Below are 19,094 nucleotides of genomic sequence, written 5' to 3'. Positions count from 1 at the left end.
GAGTAGACCAAGTAGGAGCAGTAGTATCTTCGATAGTAATGATTTGAGTGAAAATAGCAGAAGTATTTCCGCAATCATCATTAACAGTCCAAGTATTAGTATATGTTCCGGCGTTAGCACAACCTTGCGAAGCTACAAAAGCACCGCTTACTTTTACAATGTTGGTCACATCCGTATCACAAGCATCTGTAGCCACTGGGAATTGAGCTTGAGCATTAGCTAAACCTGCAGTATTACTACATTGTAAAGTTACATTAAGATTCGTTGGTGCTGTAGTCCAAGTAGGAGGTGTATTATCTACAACATTTATTGTTTGACTTACTGGAAGTGAAGTGTTATTACAGGCGTCTTTTGCTGTCCACGTTCTGGTAATTGAGTACTTACCAAGGCATGATCCGGGGGTATTTACATCAACGAATGTAAGCGAGGTGACTGTCCCACTGTTATCAGTAGCTGTTGCTTGATCAAATACAGGTGTGTTTGGGCAATTAATCGTTGTAGGAGAAGGTAATGGAGCAATTATCGGTTTAATTGTATCTCCATTAGTTATTGTTACAGAAAGTTGTTTTGTACAGTTGTTGCTGTCCGTAACGGTAACGGTATAGGTTCCGGAGGTAACATTTGCCAAATCTTTCGTAGTAGCACCAGTACTCCATAGATATGTATAATTAGGTGTACCACCAGCGACATTTAATGTGATAGAAGAAGTACCCCCACTGCAACCTACATTGGTATGGGTTTCACTCAACATTAGTTCAGTCGGCTCTATTATTTGAAGTGTATATGAATTTGATATGTTTTGGGAATCTATAACGGTTAATTTTGCCGTATTATTTGAAGTTGTATAAGTATAGGTTGGATTAGCTATAGTTGAATCGGGTGCCCCACCATCATTTTTGAAATCCCAAGCATAGGTATAAGGAGGTTTTCCCCCATTTGTTGTCGATGTAAAGTTAACTGTTGTATTTGTACCAACCTTACATGCTTTGTAACTGAACTGAACTGCTAAAGGTTTAGAAATAATAAATGAATTTGTAAAATCACATTGAGAATTTGAAAAACTACTACATTGATAGTTTGGTCCAGGATCATTATTACTATTCGTTTTCCAAGCTATTATTGTATTTGTAAGGCTTAATTCGTCCCCACAAGTCCAGTTGAATGGACCATATAATAACTTTTTATTTGACCCAGGAACAATATCTCCTAATAAAACATTTAAAAAAGTGGTAGTTCCTGCAATAGTTAAATCGGAATTTAATCGTGCAAAGTGGATACTGGAATTTGAGTTGGAAGAGTAATTAAGATAAATATAAACCTGCTGTACTTGACCAATTGTGCAGGTTGTATTGGTAATGGGAACTCCATTTACATTGGAAAGACTTAGATACACATCTGTTAGCGTATAATTGTTTGATGTACAACTAAAACCACAGGTTCTTAAATCTACTTGAGAAAATGAAGAATAAATATTAAATATTAGAAGCAACGTTATGAAAACGTTTTTCAGGTTTTTAAAAAAAGAAGTAATGTTTTTCATAATCTCTTATTTTTAAAATTTGACAGGATGTACTATGAACTTTTTGCGTGTTTTTAATCAGTTTAAAGTTGATTAAAATTAAGGAGCGGTAATAAGTCGAGATTAAGATTATCTTAAAAAATTAACATATTAATTACGAGATCAAAATTATAATGTTTATTTTGATTTGATTTCCTTTATCTTTGAATTACTTAAATACTCGTTGAAAAGTAGTTTTCAACTTGATAATCGCAAAAAAATGGTCTATTGTATTCAGAATAAGTTTTTATTTTGCAAATTATAAAATGATTTATTAAAGGATACCAAAAAAATCTGTCGCATCTTGGAATAACTTTTGTCTTTAGAATTTTAAACCGATCAAAAAATGAATACTAAAGGTTATTATTTTCCAAAATACATAATTCTTCAGTCAGTATATTTCAAATTAAAATTTACACTTAGTTATTGGGATGTTGAAGAAATAATGAAGATTAGAGGAGTGATTGTAGATCATGGCACGATTCAGCATTGGATTTAAAAGTTTGACTTTTGCTTGAGGCAGATATGAAGAAGAGAAAAGGTAGAGTGGAGTAGAGTTGTAGATTGGATAAGACCTATATCAAAGTAAAAGGTATTTGATGTTATTTATATATAGCGGTAGATAAATTAGGCAATACGGTAGGCTTTCTTTTGACCGGAAAAAATAGATAATGAGCGCTCAGTCATTTCTAATCCTTAAATTTTCAGATCTTCTCACAATTTTTGAGTCTTTTTGAAATAAAAAAAAGTCCTAATTTTCATTAGGACTTTTTTGGTGGGGAGAGCAGGATTCGAACCTGCGAAGTTCACACAGCAGATTTACAGTCTGCCCTCGTTGGCCGCTTGAGTATCTCCCCGAAGCTTGTTTTGTTGCGCTTTGTTGTGCTAAGCGGTTGCAAATATAGGAACGTTTTCTATGTTTACAAACAAAAACCGAACTTAATTTTAAGTTATTTTAAAGATGTTTTTTAACTCATTGGTGTTGAATAAAATAAAAAAGTATCAAACAACGATTTTTTTTGCTTTGTTCCGAATATTGAAGTCATTTAGTAGAAAGCCCTAGAGTTTTTGCTCTTAAGATGTATCTTTTTTTAGTCTGAGTAGTTGTTTTTTCTGATGAAAACAGTGAAAGTAATAAAGAAACAAAGAAACAAAGAAACAAAGAGACAAAGAGACAAAGAGACAAAGAGACAAAGAGACAAAGAGACAAAGAGACAAAGAGACAAAGAGACAAAGAGACAAAGAGACAAAGAGACAAAGAGACAAAGGGACAAAGAAATAAAGAGATAAAGCGGCAACGTTTTGTTTAATAGCCTCCAGCTTTAGCTGGAGATAAAAAAAAGGATATAGAGAGGCTTTAGCCAAAACTATGTGTTTTCGCTTCTGAGAGGTTAGCTATTCTTCTTATGATAAAGATTTGCAACAACAGCGCACAATATTTAAAGCTTATTATAGGATTACGATTAAAGACTAAGGTACTTTGAGAACAATAGTGTTTAAGTCGTGCGCTAAGAAACAAAAACGAACAGTCTTAGTGAAAATCTACAGAAAAAGAATTTGTGTCTCTAAGAGCTAAAAACAACACCCTTTGAAGAAAATTGGTAGCTTTTGCGTTTAACCAGTCAAAGTAAATTGAGATAAGACGCTCCCAGTTTTAACCTGAAACCTGAAACCTGAAACTTGAAACGTGAAACTTTCAACCTGAAACAAAACCCCCAAGAAAACCCCCAAGAAAAACCCTCACATAACAAAAAAATCTCCACTAAGGGAGATTTTTTTAAGGTATTCCGACGGCTGTTATTTAGCCAAAAGTTCTAAGATTTTTGCTCTTAATTCGGGGCCTCTTAAGTCTTGAGCAACTACTTTACCGGTTGCATCAAGTATAAAAGTAGCTGGAATCGATTCAACATTGTATTGTTTCGCGATTGGCTCTTCCCAGTATTTTAAGTTAGAAACCTGTGTCCATGTAAGGCCATCTTTTGCGATTGCTTCTTTCCATGCACCGGCTTCTTTGTCTAAAGAAACACCAACAATATTTAATCCTTTTGAATGTAGTTCTTTGTAAATAGCTACAACATTAGGATTTTCTTTTCTGCATGGCCCACACCAAGATGCCCAAAAGTCTACAATAGTTACTTTTCCTAAACTTTGTTTAAGTGAAATAACTTTTCCTTCCGGATTAGGCGCAGAAAAATCAGATCTTCATTTAGCGTTACCAACGGCAGGAGCTGTAGCACCAACTGCAGGCATTTTTGCTTGACCTATTTTTGTTTTGATTTCTTTACCAGGAATCGTGTTTTTTAAAGACTCATCTAAAGAGTTGTATAAAGCTTCAGCTTTTTTGATATCAGTTGATGGATCTCCTAACATACCTTGAATGATCAAAGCAGAGATGTAAGATTTTGGGTGACCTTCAGCATAAGCAACATATTTCTTTTTAGAATCTGCTTGTACTTCTGTTTGAATAGTCATGTATTGTTTCATCAAACCGTTGATAGTTGCTGTATCTTGAGCTTGTTGAGCTGCTTGCATTTTCTGAGTGTTGTTTTTCTGAAAATCAGCTAATCTTTTTTGAGTTTTAGTAAGTTCAGCATTAAATGTAGTATACTCATCATTATTGTAAGTACCTGATACTTTAGATTTGTGGATGCTGTCTTTATCAACTGCAACAAGAATTTCTCCTGTTTCTAAGATAAAAGGGATTGGATTGTTAGCTCCTTGAAGGATTAAAGTATGAAAAGCCGGTTCAGTTACTTTTCCTTTGATTTCGAATTTTCCGTTTTCAACTTTTACAGTGTCAAGAGCGACAGTCATTTTTGTTGCTGGGTCCTGACCTTGTAGGATGATCGTTTTTCCGTTTTCAATTCCTTTTGCGGTTCCTGTAATTAGGTATTCTCCGTCTTTAACTTTGCTGCATGAAATTATCGCTACAGAAGCAGTTAGTAAAAAAAGTATTTTTTTCATTATAAAAAATTAATTAGTTAATTGATTTGTGCAACAAAAGTATCTAAAAATATAAAATATAAAGAATTTTGTCGCCTAAAATTTTGTTATAGTTTTTTTAGGGTTAAATATCATGTTGTCAGGCTGTTTGTTTGTAAAAAAGAGCCTGAAACTTATAATGCTATTATTATTTCAAAGTAAATAGCGCAATTTTTTATTTTAAAAACATAAAAAAAGCATCCTGTTGCCAGAATGCTTATATAGATAGTTTGTGTGTAAATCTATTCTTGATTTGTTTTCTTTCTCCAAGTAAAAGAGTTCAAAATGTGTCTTTTTGCAAATCTTCCAGGAGAATCTGCGTTTACCATTTTTACATAAGTAGCTTTAGGAACACTGATGTATTCGTAAACACTTCCGTTAGAGAAATCGATAATTAAACGTCCTTCAACAAATTTATAATCTGTAATAGAACAAGTCGAAATTGTTTCAGTGTATTCAGGTAAATTAGTTTTAATCGTTTCAGGATTAATACTTACCAAAAAGTGATAAGCTTCAATGATCGCTTTACTTTTCTCTTCTGCAGCTTTCAAACCAGCATCATCACCTTGAAATTTATCAGGATGAGATTCTTTCATCGCATTACGATAAATTGTTTTAAGATCTTTTAATTCTGCAGTTTTGTCTACATTTAATAACTTACGGTATTCAACTATTTTTTTCATAAATAAAAGGTAACTTCTTGTCTATTAGTTTGAAATGAATATTTAATACTTCAAAACGACAATTTTTTTGCAAAGGTACACTTTTTTTTAACTTTTTAGATTTCAAGGAAAAAATATTCAGAATTTTTAAAGTTCCCGGACTTGGTTTTCAGTCGCAGTCCCAGTTTTTAGTCTCAGTCTTCAGTCTCAGTCTCAGTTTTCAGTCTCAGTCTCAGTCGCAAAGACAGTTGGCGTGCAAGGAGCGACTGCGACTGAAAACTGCGACTGAAAACTGCGACTGAAAACTCTTGTTACTTATTCTCCGGCTTGTTATTCGCCTTATCGAAGTTTTTAGATTTTTTTGGATACTTATCGTAGCTAATATCGCTTGGATTTTCGATAATTGATTTGATCGTAATCATATCGCCAACAGTAAAATTAGTGTGGGCAATTTTGTAATCTAAAAGATATGCTCCACAAAAATAATTGTTGTTTTCATCTTTTTCTATAACGCCGGTATAAACTCCTTTTTGCATCATTTTATCGTGTGAGTCTTTAGACATAACTTTCTTTGTTTTTAAATTGAAGTTGCAAAGTTAATCAATATATCGTTTGGTTTAGGGAGTTCAGGACAATCTGAGTATATTTGCATATGCAAAAAAACTTTAGACCCCATCCTAATTCTTTTAAAAATACATTTTGTGTCTTTCAGGAAGTTTTACCGGATGCGATTACAGGTTTAAAAATTCAGTTCGAAAGTAAAGCCGGTAGTACCTATTATTATACCGAAAACGGAATGTACAGGATTTCGAATCATTGGGGAAGATTGGCTAACAGCAAATGGCGATTGGTAGCAATGGAGCAGGAAACAGTGTCAAAAACAAAAATAGGTTTTGCGGCCTGGAGCGAATTTTATCCTGACAATGCAATAGAAAAATTGTATTATATTCAGGCCGATTTTGATCAGAATACGGTCAATTATCAGCATAAAAACAATCCGGAGTATGATAAAAAAGCAATTTTGAGGACTAGTTTTGAAACCACAAAACGGATCAAACAAATTAGAAATCTGCAGCAATTGACTTCTTGGGCCAAACATTTTGAAGAAGATATAGACGTTTTGAGAGAGAAGATAATCACAGAATTGATTTTTACTGAAAAAACATTAGAAGAAATTAAAAGAGAAATATAATGGGACGCAACAACGAAAGGAATATCAAAAAGCACAATGACAAATTGCACAAAGCCCAAAACAAAGTGAAACAGGCTGAAATTGCGCGTAAAGAAAAGCTAAAAGAAATTATAAAAAAGTTTAACGAAGATAAGGCTACTGAGGAATAGTACGTTTGCCATGAATTTCACGAATTGTCACTAATCTTATACTTAATAATTTGAAGATATTTGATAATTAACTGAATTATGATGGCGACTATTTTCAAAAAGTAATTCGCGATAATTAGTGAAATTCGTGGCAAAAAAATAAAACAACATAAAATATGAATACAAAATTCGAAGATTTAAAAACAAGTGTACAAGAGATAATTGATTTAATCGCTGCCAAACAAGAGAAGGAAGCCAATAATAAATTACTGGAAGTAAGCGAAACTCTTGACGAATTACTTGATTTTGCAGAAGAAGATGAAGAATTAAGAGAAATTAGCAGGTACCAGGTTTTATTAAATCAGCTGCATGTGAAAATCAATGGAGAAGAGCAGGTTGATGGAGAGTAAAAAATGCTTCTGTGATACCGGTTTGTTGTTTGATGAGTGTTGTGGATTGTATCTTGACAAGAATCAGCAAGCACCAACCGCATTGGCTCTAATGCGTTCCAGATATTCGGCCTACGCAACTCATAATGCCGATTATCTATTAGAAACAACTTATGTTTCGGAAAGACCATATTATTCAAAAGCCGAAATACTGAATTGGGCGACTGCTAATGAATGGCAAAAATTAGAAATTATAAGTTTTGCCGAGACAACAGTCGAATTTAAAGCGTACTTTTTAGACAGCGAGCGTAAACCCCAAACGCATTACGAATTTTCTACTTTTAAATTCGAAAATAATAGCTGGTTTTATTTCGACGGAAAGTTTGAATAATATACAATTTCGGAGCTAATTTCAGACTATTTCCGGCATTTTTTTTAACTAAAAATTAATAAGCGTTTCGTTTTTCATAATTCTAAAAAACCGTAATTTTAGAATTATGAAAAACGAATTAAAAAAAGGTTTTTACTTTAAGACATACGAAGCCCCGTTTCAGTCTCCGTTTGAAAAGCTTTTCGGGATTTTCAAGGAGCTTATCACTCATACCTCAGGAGATTTTGATGAAGCTATAGACTGGCTTCGCGAATTGGATAAGGAATACAAACTCACCGATGAGCACTACACTATCGATGATTTTATTGAAGATCTGAAAAAGAAAGGTTATATAAAAGACGAAGCCAAAGAAGACGGTACTTCTGGTTTTGGAATAACCGCAAAAACAGAACGAGCCATCAGGCAACAAGCTTTGGATCAGATTTTCGGTAATTTGAAGCGTTCCGGTAACGGAAATCATAAAACCAAATATGCCGGAAACGGTGACGAACATACAGGCGAATTCCGTGAATTTAGTTTTGGAGACGGCCTGGAACGTATTTCTTTGACAGAAAGTTTAAGAAATGCCCAAATAAATAATGGTGTGGAAAGTTTTATGCTTACCGAAAATGATTTGGTGGTCGAAGAAACCCAATACAAAGCACAAATGAGTACCGTTCTGATGATTGATATCAGTCACAGTATGATTTTGTATGGGGAAGACCGTATTACGCCGGCGAAAAAAGTAGCCATGGCATTAGCTGAATTAATCACAACACGATACCCAAAGGATACACTCGATATCTTGGTTTTTGGAAATGACGCCTGGACGATTCCAATCAAAGATTTACCGTATTTGCAAGTTGGTCCTTACCATACCAATACCGTTGCCGGTTTGCAATTGGCGATGGATATTTTGCGTAGAAAACGAAATACCAACAAACAAATTTTCATGATTACCGACGGAAAACCGAGTTGTGTTCGCGAGCGTGATGGTTCCTATTATATGAACAGTAACGGTTTGGACGAATATATCGTAGACAAATGTTATACACAAGCACAACAAGCCAGAAAATTACATATCCCGATTACGACCTTTATGATTGCAAATGATCCCTATTTGCAACGTTTTGTGAATCATTTCACGGAAGCCAATCAGGGTAAAGCATTTTATACCGGATTAAAAGGTCTGGGGGAAATGATTTTTGAAGATTATGAAACCAATAGAAAAAAACGGGTAAGGTAGAGACGCACACCAGTAGAGACGCACAGCAGTGCGTCTCCACAAACAGCATTAGAGACGCACGTAGAGGCGCACAGCAGTGCGTCTCCACCAAATTTTTAAATAATTAACATGAAAATAGAAAACATAAATACATTAGGTCAATTAAAAACATCAGGATATAAAACCAAATCGATCAAAGACGAATTGAGAGAAAATCTTAGAGAAAAAATTAAATCAGGACAGCCTGTTTTTGAAGGCGTTCATGGCTTTGAAAATACCGTAATTCCAGAGTTGGAACGCGCTATTTTGTCCCGTCATAATATTAATTTATTAGGCCTTCGTGGTCAAGCTAAAACCAGATTAGCGCGTAAAATGATCGAATTGTTAGACGAATACATTCCGTTTGTCTCCGGTTCTGAAATAAACGATGATCCTTTAAATCCGATTTCCCGCTTCGCAAAAGATCTTATTTTGGAGAAAGGTGAAGAGACGCCAATTTCGTGGTTGCACAGAAGCGATCGTTTTTTTGAAAAACTGGCCACTCCGGATGTTACTGTTGCAGATTTAATAGGTGATGTTGATCCGATAAAAGCGGCCAATTTAAAGTTATCTTATGCAGACGACCGCGTGATCCATTTCGGAATGATTCCGAGAGCAAATCGCTGCATTTTTGTTATTAACGAATTACCCGATTTACAGGCCAGGATTCAGGTGGCTTTGTTTAATATTTTGCAGGAAGGAGATATTCAGATTAGAGGTTTTAAGTTGAGAATGCCGCTTGATATGCAGTTTGTTTTTACTGCAAATCCGGAAGATTATACCAATAGAGGAAGTATTGTTACACCACTTAAAGACAGAATCGGTTCTCAGATTTTAACCCATTATCCGGAGACAGTAGAAATTGCCAGAACAATTACTGAGCAAGAAGCGAAATTAGACGAAAATCAAAGTGAAATTGTCTATGTACCAAGTCTGGCAAAAGACATTTTGGAACAAATAAGTTTTGAAGCGCGTGACAGCGAATACATTGACAATAAAAGTGGTGTAAGTGCCAGAATGAGTATTACAGCATTTGAGAATTTAATCAGTACTGCAGAACGTCGTGCTTTGATTGCAGGAGTTGATAAAACAACCTTGCGTTTGTCAGATTTTATAGGAGTGATTCCATCTATTACCGGAAAAGTAGAGTTGGTTTACGAAGGAGAGCAGGAGGGAGCAGCCGCTGTGGCTCAAAATCTGATCGGATTAGCCGTTCGTACTTTGTTTTCGCAACTTTTCCCTAAGATTGAAAAACTCGAAAAACCGGATGAGAAAACTCCGTATTCCGATATTATTGATTGGTTTTTTGCAGAGAGCGGATTTGAACTGTTGGACGATTGCTCAGATGCGGACTATCAAGGTATACTGGATGAAGTAACTCCTTTAGAGACTTTGGTAAAAAAATACCATCCGCAATTGGATAAAAAAGACAGGTATTTTGTAAAAGAATTTGTTTTATGGGGATTGGTAGAATATCGAAAACTAAGCAAAGATCGCTTCGCAAAAGGACATCAGTTTAAAGATATATACGGAAGTTATATTAGTAAATTTTAAATAATTAAAAAACAACCCGACAGGTTTTTAAAACCTGTCGGGTTTAATATGTAGGTTGTATTAGTAAATTTTAAATAATTTAAAAAACAAACCCGACAGGTTTTTAAAACCTGTCGGGTTTAATACGTAAGTTATATCAGTAAAATTTAAAAATAATAACAAACCTGAAAGATTTCAAAATCTGTTAATTCTGTAGAAAAACCGATTGCCAATTAAAGGCGATCGGTTTTTTTATTTTGAAAATAAAGGCTTTACTAGTTTAAAATCATCTACCTTGTTCCGTTGGCTGTAATTGCAGTCTTTCCTAAAAATAAAATGGAAGATAGTTTTGAAGATTTAATTGCTTCGTATATTGAGAATAATGTTGGAATAGCGGAAGATTTTTTGAGTCCTGTATTAGCAAATCAGTTAAAACAAAATTTACTCGATTTAAATCAAAACAAAATGTTGTTAGCTGCCGGAATTGGAAATCATGAAAGACCAGCATATGATGACGCTATAAGAAGTGATTCGATTTACTGGCTGGATAAAAAACATAATAATGTTTTTGAAAATGAATTTTTCGCCAAGATTGACGCTTTTATACTTTATTTAAATGAAAGTTGTTATGCCGGAATTACCAGTTATGAATTTCATTATGCTTTATACGAAAAAGGAGATTTTTATCTCAAACACTTAGATCAGTTTAAAAATAATCCGAGCCGAAAGTATTCAATGATTTGTTATCTGAACGGCAATTGGCAGGAAGCTGATGGTGGAGAATTGTTAATTCATCAAGTAAACAATAATCAGAAAATTGCGCCAACACAAGGTAAAACTGTTTTCTTTAAAAGTGATGAATTGATACATGAAGTTTTGGTAACTCAGAATACGCGGATGAGTATTACGGGTTGGCTAAAGAGCGATTAATATTCTTTTTTGGAAGTTATAATAAGGATTAACGTTATTTTTGTCTGCAAAATCAAATAGTATGTTATTCCTTATTCTAAGTATATTTTGCAGTGTAATTGTTGGTGTTATTTTTAAAATCACACGAAAATATGCAACCAATCCAACTCAGATTGTAGCTTTCAATTATGTATTTGCGTTATTACTTTGTTATTTTACATTTAGTCCCGATCTAAATGCAGTAAATTCAGCTGCACCTTGGGGAATTTACTTTTTAATTGGAGTTCTGTTGCCGGTAATTTTTCTTTTCCTGGTAGCTTCAATCCGTCATATGGGAATTGTAAAAACGGATACTGCACAACGGTTATCACTGTTTATTCCGATTCTTGCCGCCTGGTTTATTTTTAAGGAAGAATTTAATTCCTATAAAGTTATCGGACTTATAATTGGCTTTTTGGCACTTTTGCTAATCTTAAAAAAACAAACTGAAAATACGGAGAACAAATGGATTTATCCTGCAGCTGTTTTATTTGGTTTTGGCGTTATCGATATTCTTTTTAAGCAAATAGCACTATACACAACTTTACCCTATACGACTTCTTTATTTGTTGTTTTTGCCATTGCATTGGTTGTTGCTCTGAGCATTGTAGGTTATGAAGTAGTAGTAAAAAAAGGAAAATTAGAATCTAAAAACATTCTTTTTGGAGCATTGGTTGGTCTTTTTAATTTCGGAAATATTTTGTTTTACTTGAAAGCACATCAAGCTTTTTCGGACAATCCTTCTACCGTTTTTGCCGGAATGAATATGGGCGTTATAATCCTGGGAAGCCTTATTGGTTTACTTTTTTTCAAAGAAAAATTATCGAAAATCAACTTTGTGGGGATCATTTTAGCATTAATTGCCATCATTTTGATTGTTATGTCGCAATTTTAGTTGTTTTTATAATATTGTAAACGCTTTATTTACAATGGTTTTTGTACTATTTTTCATTTTATATGAAATTAATTCTACTAATTCTATAGAATATAAGAAGTAATTTATAAATTTGCAATAACAATGAAAAACTCTAGTCCAAATAATAGTCAATTTATGTGCAGCTTAATGATGTGTTGCATGATGAATTGTGTTATGATATGGCGTTAATAGAAGATCTACTTGTTATTTTTTTTTTAGCCTTTCACGCACCATGAAAGGCTTTTTTTTAGAATTAGTAAAAAATAAAATATGAGACCGAATCGAAATAGAAATACAATGATGCAGTGCTGTCTGATAAAAATTCCATGCAGCAGTTGCAATCTTAACTAAACAGAGTAGTAAAAGAAATCACTTTCTGACTTTGAACACTTAAAGCAGGAAAGCATAACCCTAATAAAAAGATAAAGAGCTATGAGCACAGAAATAATTAAACAGAATCCCTTTCAATCTATGATTGATCGATTTAATATTGCGGCCGATATTCTTAATTTAGAAGAATCGATCAGACAAAAATTGCAACGTCCGGAAAAGCAGATTGTTGTAAACTTTTCTATAGTTTTAGACAATGGAGAAGTCCAAAATTTTGAAGGTTATCGTGTAATTCACAATACAGCCTTGGGCCCGTCAAAAGGAGGAATACGTTATGATACCGCTGTAAACCTTGACGAAGTAAAGGCATTGGCAGCTTGGATGACCTGGAAATCTGCCGTAACGGGAATTCCGTTTGGAGGTGCTAAAGGCGGAATCATTTGTGATCCGAGAAAACATTCTAAAACAGAATTAGAGAAAATAACCAGAGCTTATACCAAAGCCTTATCCGATATTTTTGGACCTGAAAAAGACGTTCCCGCACCCGACATGGGAACCGGTCCGGACGAAATGGGCTGGCTGATGGATGAATTTTCGCTGGTACACGGCAAAACAACTCACGCTGTAGTTACCGGAAAACATTTGCATTCCGGAGGTTCATTGGGTAGAGTAGAAGCAACCGGACGAGGTGTTAGTATCATTAGTTTACTGGCACTTCAGATATTAAAAATAAGACCGGCAAGAGCAAGTGCGGCAATTCAGGGTTTTGGAAATGTAGGTTTGCATTCGGCTTTGTTTTTATTCGAAAAAGGATTGAAAATAGTTGCGGTTAGTGATGTTTCAGAAGCTTTTTACAATCCGGATGGGATCAATATTCCCGAGCTTATTTTGTATTATAATTTAAACAATAAAAGCATAAAAGGTTATCCGAATTCGGTTGTGATTCAACACGAAGAGTTGTTGCTTTTGGATGTTGATGTCTTGATTCCGGCAGCAAAAGAGGACGTGATAACACAAAAAAATGCCAACGACATTCGTGCCAAAATTATAGTCGAGGGCGCAAATGGCCCGGTTTCTTCCGATGCGGATAAAATTTTGCATGACAATAATGTTTTGGTTGTTCCGGATATTCTGGCCAATGCTGGTGGGGTTACCGTTTCGTATTTTGAATGGCTTCAGAATTCACTTTCAGAATCATGGAGAATGCATCAGATTAATACCCGTCTGGAGGTAATATTAGAGAAGAGTTTTGATACTGTTTTCAGAACAGCAAAGAAACACAACGTTACGCCACGTATTGCTGCTTATATTCTTGCCTTGCAAAAAGTTGCCGTAACGCAGTCGGTTAAAGAAGTTGCGTTGGATGCTTTGAAATATAAACAAAATTAAAAATTCGCTCTAAAATCAGCGTAAGATCATTTTCATCAATCGATGCCATTCTGTAGCTGGATGTTGCGTTGATTGGTGAAAATATTTTCTTTTTGAATTATTTATAAATGCAGTAAAGTAATTTTTAAAATGGAACATATTAATTTTCTTGCCTTCGCAATGCCTGCCTTTTTCCTTTTTTTATTTATTGAATATAAAATAGTGCAGCGAAAAAAAAGACCGGAAATTTTCAATTATGAAAGCTCAGTTTCGAATATTAGTATTGGTATAGCCGAAAGATTAATCAATTTATTTATTGCGGCAAGTTTTTACCAATTGTACGATTACATCTACGATCACTATCACATTTTTGATATCCCGTCAACTATTTTTGTTTGGCTCGGTTTAATTCTCGCAACCGATTTTGTATGGTATTGGTACCATCGATTAGGACATGAAGTCAATTTTTTCTGGGCGGCGCACATTGTGCATCATCATAGCGAAGAGTTTAATTTTACTGCGGCGGCGAGAATTACAACTTTTCAGGCCATTATCAGAACCGGATTTTGGTGTGTGCTTCCTTTTATAGGTTTTCGTCCTAAAATGGTCATTACGATGTTAATTGTTCATGGCGCCTATTCGTTTTTCACCCATACACAGCTTATCGGAAAGATAAAATGGCTGGAGTATATTTTTGTGACGCCTTCCGTACATGGGGTTCATCATGCCTCTGATGAGAAATATTTAGATAAAAACTACGGAGATATGTTCACCTTTTGGGACCATCTTTTCGGCACTTTCCAAACCGAAGAGGAAAAACCAAAATATGGATTAACGCATCCACTCAAAAGCTATAGTTTTTTGTGGCAGCATTTTCATTATTATTTTGAAATTTACGAACTATGGAAACGTTCAAAAGGATTCAAAGAAAAGTGGAAAGCTGTGTTCGGAAGCCCGGCTCATATGGATCAAGACATACGTCCAATCTTAGAAAAACGTTTTCTACAGGACAAAGCCAATCCCAATCAGCGACTTCGGTTTAAGAATTATCTGTACATTCAATTAGGAGTTTCAACTTTGATTCTGACTGCTTTTACGTATTATTTTGAGTTGTTAAGCACCTTCGATAAGGTTTTTGTGTTGTTCTTTATATTGATTACGTTAGTGAATTGCGGTGCTTTATTAGAACAAAGAAAATGGATTTATTATCTCGAGTATGCCAGGATCTATATGGTTGCAGTCTATTTTTTATATGAGAAAAACTTAACTTCTTTTTTCTTTATTCCTTTAGCAATAATGATTTTCGCTGAGCAATTATTTTCACTTAGCAAGCGTTATCAGAATGTTGTTCTTCAACTAGAAACTTCGGAATAGTTTTTTGTTGCCACGAATTTCACGAATCTACACGAATTAATTTGTGGGAATTCGTGTAATTCGCGGCGTTTTTTTTGCCACAGATTAAATGATTTTAAATGATTTTTTAATCTGTGCAAATCAGTGTAATCTGTGGCATTTATTCGCGTTTAGTTTTCGTTGCCACGAATTAATTATCAATCGTCTCCCCATTTGTTCATTTCGATCGAAGTCGAGAAATCACACTCGCAAATCAACAAAGATTGGCGATTTTTTATGCAGAATTTCTGTTGTGATTTCTAGTACCGAAATGACAAGATAGTAGGCTCAAACCTCTGCAACTTTGCTCCTGAAAACTCAGAACCTCAGAACCTCAGAACCTCAGAATCTCAGGAACTCAGAACCTCAGTAACTCAGATAGTCTTAATAGCCATAATTTTCTCTTCAAAAGTATCCTTAAAATCTGATTTACTTTTGATTCTGGTTTTGTATGTGTAGATTGTAGCTACAGAAAGCTCCAGGAATTCTGCCATCTGACTGCTGTCCTGAATTCCCAGTCGGTATAAAGCAAAAATTCGGAGTTCGGTATTCAGAAGCTCTCCTTTTTTTACAATCGATTTATGATCATTTGGAAATAAATGATTAAAATCGGTTACAAAAGTGGGGAACAATTTCAGGAAGATTTCATCAAACTGGTGGAATAAATTCTCGCGCTCTTCCCTTACATTATAACGCTTTAAACTCGCGATAACTTCATCTGTTTTTTTGGTAATGATTTTATGAAGTGTGCTTTTCTGGATATGGTCTATTTTATTGATGAAAGCTGAGGTTGCTTTAATAAAATAAGTGATATATTCCTCTTTAATAGCATTGGCTTCACTCAGGCTGATATTCATTTCCTGCAATTTACTATAGGAGTCAGCCATTATTTTTCTCGCCTTATTTCTTTCTTTTAATTGTTTGAAAATAATGATCGAAAATAAAATGATAATCACAGTAAGTATCGTCAGAAGGATAATGATTCTTTCCAGTTTATCATTTTTTTCTTTGACATTATTGAGTTGTGCTTTTTCAATTATGGGAAGGATCATTGAAATTTCAATTTTGCGATGTCTGGCGTTGTAAAAAGTAGCATCATCCATGGCAATGTTGATGTACTCGTTTGCTTTGTCGAGATAACCCATTTTAAAGAGTTCGTTGGCTAAATTACGGAGTGCCACGGTCTCCTTTGTCGCATTTTTAACATCGGCAATGGCAGCAAGTGCGAGGTATTGAACAGCTTTTTTAGTATACCCTCTTTCTGAATAAATATAACCAAGACTTGAAGTAGCAATTCCATAATAATCAGGTGGCAGATCATAATTATTGATCCAATAACTAAAGGCAAATTCAGCACCGCGCCAGTCTTGTTGTTTTAATCGTTTTAGGCTTTCTGCGCTCCAGTATTCGTTGGTATTGGTTGCGGTGAGTTCTAGAGCCTTTCTTAGAAAATGATTTCCTTGCTGTGTATAATGAATGCTATAACGCTGATCGTGGTTGTAATCCGATAGATCATAGTAAGCGCGGGCTTTTATATTGTAATATTCAATTTTGTCTTTGAGATCCAGTTTTTTGTCATCAATAACATTTAGCGTATCAATTGCTTCTTTGAATAAACCGGAAGAAAGTAATACGAAACCTTCCTTAACACGGCTTTTAGCGAGGTATTTAGGGTTTTTTAAAACAATGGCTTTAATCTTGGCTTCTTCTAAATAATAATAAGCAGAATCATATTTAAAAGATTTGTATGCATCAAACAACGCCATATAACCGTTATAAAGCTCCTCATTGTTTTGGTTCAATGTGAATTTGGATATATTCTTTTTTAATACCCCAATTTTTTGATATTTCTTTTTGAGGTAAACTTCTTTTTTTAGAAGGACTTTATCTAATTCTTCGAGGACGGGATTGGTCTCTTTCGCAGTGAGAGAAAAACCTGCAATGAAAAAATATAGAATTAGTATTCTTTGCATGGTCATGTTTTGATTTAGGGTAAAATTAGTTTTTTGGGTTGGTGGTGTTAATTCAGTTTTACTTTTAAATAAGTTGGAGCATTTAGGTGCAGTAATTCTTCAAAAGTTAACAAATTTAGACGTAACACATTTAAAAACAGCTTGTAAATGTTAAAACAAGTCTAATAATTTACAATTATACAATAAAAAGCAATTATATGTAGGTATAGTGAAAAAATTATAGACTTTAATTTTCATATTGTCATTTAGATGCCGTTTTTAATCTAAACAAAGTCTTGATTTTTATAAAATTACAATTTTTGTAAGTATTTAGTTTTTAATTAGTTGCGTTGTGTTTAACTCAATTTTTATCTTGATTTTTCTCAGATATTTTTTTTAAGATTTATTTAACTTCTAGCTTCGCTCTGTCCTTTTCGGATAAAAAAAACTAACAATCAAACCACAAATTTATGAAATGTAAAAGTATGTATTGGTTGGCTGTCATGATAAGTTTATTAGCCATTGGCTGTGATACTATTGAAGACGGAAGCCATGTTGATCCGATTACCATTTATGAAAAAGTAAATGGAAATTGGGAATTAACAAACCTGAAAATGGTTGATGAATTTGCAAAAGCAAATAAAGTCGAACCAAGTGAAGAAAACTTGAGTACCTATTTTAATTACGAGGATTTTAAAATCAAATTCAACGTAGACGAAAAAAACAGACCTACAAGTTATGAGGTTACAGGTGATGTTCCCGCATTATTTGCTCCAAAAGGGTATTGGACATTAAGCTCCGATTTTCAGCAGACGAATGCCAGCGCAGTCAGAATCCTTTTGTACAGTGATGCTCAAAAAACTCAAAAAACAGATGAACTCCGTGTGACTTCGGTTCCGGGTAAAAACAAGGAGATGCAACTACAGTTAATGCGTACTTCGGGTGGAGTTGATTTTGTGTCTTATGTCTTTAAATTGAATGCTATTAATTAAGAAAGGAATATGAAAAAAGTTATATATACAATTTTACTTGCCCTGTTCTTGGCTCCTGGTTTTGTTCAGGCGCAAGAAGCGGCAGGTGCTGTGGGACCAACGTCATCATTTCCGGTAGTGTACAAGTATGATGAAAAAGTGACGTGGTATTTTGATCTTTCAGGAACCACATTTGCAGAAACGGAAGATCTTTATATGTGGATTTGGTCGCCTTCTGAACCTGATGCAGGGAATTTTGAGAATTCATCTGATTTTGCAAAACTGAAATATGAAGGAAACAAAATTTGGAGTTTCACTTTAACACCGACCGTTTATTTTTCTAAAACTCCGGAAGAAATTGCAGCAAGTGCAGGATTCTGGTTTCGTATAAAAAATAAAAACGGATCAAAACAAAGTGATGTTGCCAGCATTGCTTACACTGATTTCTCTTCATTTTATACCGCCAATGAGCTAATCAGATCATATCCTTTAAAACCGACAATCGATAAACCGGTAAGTATTTTATTTAATTCCAATTTAAAAGATGGTTTTGCGGGTGTTCCGAGTGTACATTTCCATAGCGGTTTAAATAATTGGGCCGTTTCACAAGAGTATCAAGCCTGGCTTCCGGAGGTATCTGAAAAAACAAAATTGAAAGATTTAGGAAATGGTTTTTACAGAATGGATTTGATACCGCAGGAATATTATCATACAGAACCGGGTTTTGTCATGGAAAACATTACGTTTCTAATGGTGGCAAAAGATTGGTCTACGAATTCCGGTGATCAGATTATTTATGCAGGCGAATTTGTTCCGCCACCACCACCGGTTTTCAGATTTTTTCCTTCACAAATCAGTCAAAAGGATTTTCTGGGAATGTCTCGTAAAAACAATGAAGTGGGCGTAAACAAATTGACGTACACTATTACGGCCGGCAGTAAAATAATTTCTGGTGAATTTTCGGGAGGAACAGCAGAGATTAAAGGATTTGTCAATTTAGTTTCTGAGTTAAACGGAGTTCCGAATTTAACTGAAATTCATGTCTTAGTAAAGGATAACAAAGACAAAACAATTTCAGACACTTCGATTCCCCTTAAAACTTTAGACAAATAATTCACTATCAAATTAAAACACCAATT

General features: G+C 34.5%; 17 protein-coding genes, 1 tRNA gene and 1 pseudogene. 12 read left to right on the top strand and 7 right to left on the bottom strand.

Translation table 11 applies throughout. From position 1 onward, the window contains the following. The 6 genes and pseudogenes from ACHRV5_RS17405 to ACHRV5_RS17380 all read right to left on the bottom strand — a co-directional run. A partial coding sequence (locus tag ACHRV5_RS17405) for a SprB repeat-containing protein (RefSeq protein WP_395427608.1) occupies window positions 1-1,540 on the bottom strand: 1,540 nt, incomplete at its 3' end. Between the two features lie 791 nt (window positions 1,541-2,331). Next, window positions 2,332-2,415, bottom strand: a tRNA-Tyr gene (locus tag ACHRV5_RS17400). 940 nt (window positions 2,416-3,355) lie between these two features. After that, a pseudogene (locus ACHRV5_RS17395) lies at window positions 3,356-3,742 on the bottom strand (TlpA family protein disulfide reductase); the annotation flags it as partial. Window positions 3,743-3,760: 18 nt separating this feature from the next. Then, window positions 3,761-4,522, bottom strand: a complete 762-nt coding sequence (locus ACHRV5_RS17390; RefSeq protein WP_047777119.1) for a DUF4369 domain-containing protein — start codon at window positions 4,520-4,522, stop codon at window positions 3,761-3,763. 260 nt (window positions 4,523-4,782) lie between these two features. Then, the gene (locus ACHRV5_RS17385) at window positions 4,783-5,223 is read right to left on the bottom strand and encodes a KTSC domain-containing protein (RefSeq protein WP_047777121.1); all 441 of its coding nucleotides are present in this window, start codon (window positions 5,221-5,223) and stop codon (window positions 4,783-4,785) included. A 290-nt stretch (window positions 5,224-5,513) separates the two neighbouring features. Next, window positions 5,514-5,765: a hypothetical protein gene (locus ACHRV5_RS17380; RefSeq protein ID WP_047777125.1), complete on the bottom strand. Its 252-nt coding sequence runs from the start codon at window positions 5,763-5,765 to the stop codon at window positions 5,514-5,516. Window positions 5,766-5,854: 89 nt separating this feature from the next. On the opposite strand from ACHRV5_RS17380, the gene ACHRV5_RS17375 reads away from it, so the two are divergent. The 10 genes from ACHRV5_RS17375 (at window position 5,855) to ACHRV5_RS17330 (ending at window position 15,014) form a co-directional block, all read left to right on the top strand. Further along, a complete protein-coding gene (locus tag ACHRV5_RS17375; RefSeq protein ID WP_395427607.1) occupies window positions 5,855-6,394 on the top strand; it encodes a hypothetical protein in 540 nt (179 codons plus the stop codon). Further along, complete coding sequence (locus ACHRV5_RS17370) at window positions 6,394-6,543, top strand: hypothetical protein (protein WP_230002348.1); 150 nt, start codon at window positions 6,394-6,396, stop codon at window positions 6,541-6,543. Before ACHRV5_RS17375 ends, ACHRV5_RS17370 begins: the two co-directional genes overlap by 1 nt. A gap of 155 nt (window positions 6,544-6,698) precedes the next feature. After that, on the top strand, window positions 6,699-6,932 hold the full coding sequence (locus tag ACHRV5_RS17365) for a hypothetical protein (protein ID WP_047777341.1): 234 nt from the start codon (window positions 6,699-6,701) through the stop codon (window positions 6,930-6,932). Next, window positions 6,904-7,302 (top strand): YchJ family protein, encoded by a 399-nt coding sequence (locus ACHRV5_RS17360; protein ID WP_395427606.1) that lies wholly within the window; start codon window positions 6,904-6,906, stop codon window positions 7,300-7,302. The genes ACHRV5_RS17365 and ACHRV5_RS17360 overlap by 29 nt, the downstream gene beginning before the upstream one ends. 106 nt (window positions 7,303-7,408) lie before the next feature. Then, window positions 7,409-8,527: a VWA domain-containing protein gene (locus ACHRV5_RS17355; RefSeq protein ID WP_395427605.1), complete on the top strand. Its 1,119-nt coding sequence runs from the start codon at window positions 7,409-7,411 to the stop codon at window positions 8,525-8,527. 108 nt (window positions 8,528-8,635) lie between these two features. Beyond that, on the top strand, window positions 8,636-10,099 hold the full coding sequence (locus tag ACHRV5_RS17350; RefSeq protein ID WP_395427604.1) for an AAA family ATPase: 1,464 nt from the start codon (window positions 8,636-8,638) through the stop codon (window positions 10,097-10,099). 315 nt (window positions 10,100-10,414) lie between these two features. Further along, window positions 10,415-11,008 (top strand): 2OG-Fe(II) oxygenase, encoded by a 594-nt coding sequence (locus ACHRV5_RS17345; RefSeq protein WP_395427603.1) that lies wholly within the window; start codon window positions 10,415-10,417, stop codon window positions 11,006-11,008. A 61-nt stretch (window positions 11,009-11,069) separates the two neighbouring features. After that, window positions 11,070-11,921: an EamA family transporter gene (locus tag ACHRV5_RS17340; protein ID WP_395427602.1), complete on the top strand. Its 852-nt coding sequence runs from the start codon at window positions 11,070-11,072 to the stop codon at window positions 11,919-11,921. 453 nt (window positions 11,922-12,374) lie between these two features. Beyond that, window positions 12,375-13,661: a Glu/Leu/Phe/Val dehydrogenase gene (locus tag ACHRV5_RS17335; RefSeq protein WP_395427601.1), complete on the top strand. Its 1,287-nt coding sequence runs from the start codon at window positions 12,375-12,377 to the stop codon at window positions 13,659-13,661. Window positions 13,662-13,790: 129 nt separating this feature from the next. Continuing rightward, window positions 13,791-15,014, top strand: a complete 1,224-nt coding sequence (locus ACHRV5_RS17330) for a sterol desaturase family protein (RefSeq protein ID WP_395427600.1) — start codon at window positions 13,791-13,793, stop codon at window positions 15,012-15,014. 392 nt (window positions 15,015-15,406) lie between these two features. On the opposite strand, the gene ACHRV5_RS17325 is transcribed toward ACHRV5_RS17330, so the two are convergent. Then, a complete protein-coding gene (locus ACHRV5_RS17325; protein WP_395427599.1) occupies window positions 15,407-17,005 on the bottom strand; it encodes a DUF6377 domain-containing protein in 1,599 nt (532 codons plus the stop codon). 449 nt (window positions 17,006-17,454) lie between these two features. Between ACHRV5_RS17325 and ACHRV5_RS17320 the strand changes: the two genes are divergently transcribed. Both ACHRV5_RS17320 and ACHRV5_RS17315 read left to right on the top strand, forming a co-directional pair. Then, on the top strand, window positions 17,455-17,976 hold the full coding sequence (locus ACHRV5_RS17320) for a DUF5004 domain-containing protein (RefSeq protein ID WP_395427598.1): 522 nt from the start codon (window positions 17,455-17,457) through the stop codon (window positions 17,974-17,976). Window positions 17,977-17,985: 9 nt separating this feature from the next. Then, window positions 17,986-19,068 carry a hypothetical protein gene (locus tag ACHRV5_RS17315; protein ID WP_395427597.1) on the top strand — a complete coding sequence of 361 codons (1,083 nt, stop codon included), beginning with the start codon at window positions 17,986-17,988 and terminating at the stop codon, window positions 19,066-19,068. Window positions 19,069-19,094 lie beyond the last annotated feature (26 nt).

Origin of the sequence: Flavobacterium sp. FlaQc-52, assembly GCF_044007495.1 — a bacterium.
Classification (GTDB): Bacteria; Bacteroidota; Bacteroidia; order Flavobacteriales; family Flavobacteriaceae; genus Flavobacterium; species Flavobacterium cupriresistens.
This window is presented reverse-complemented; position numbering and strand designations above follow the sequence as displayed.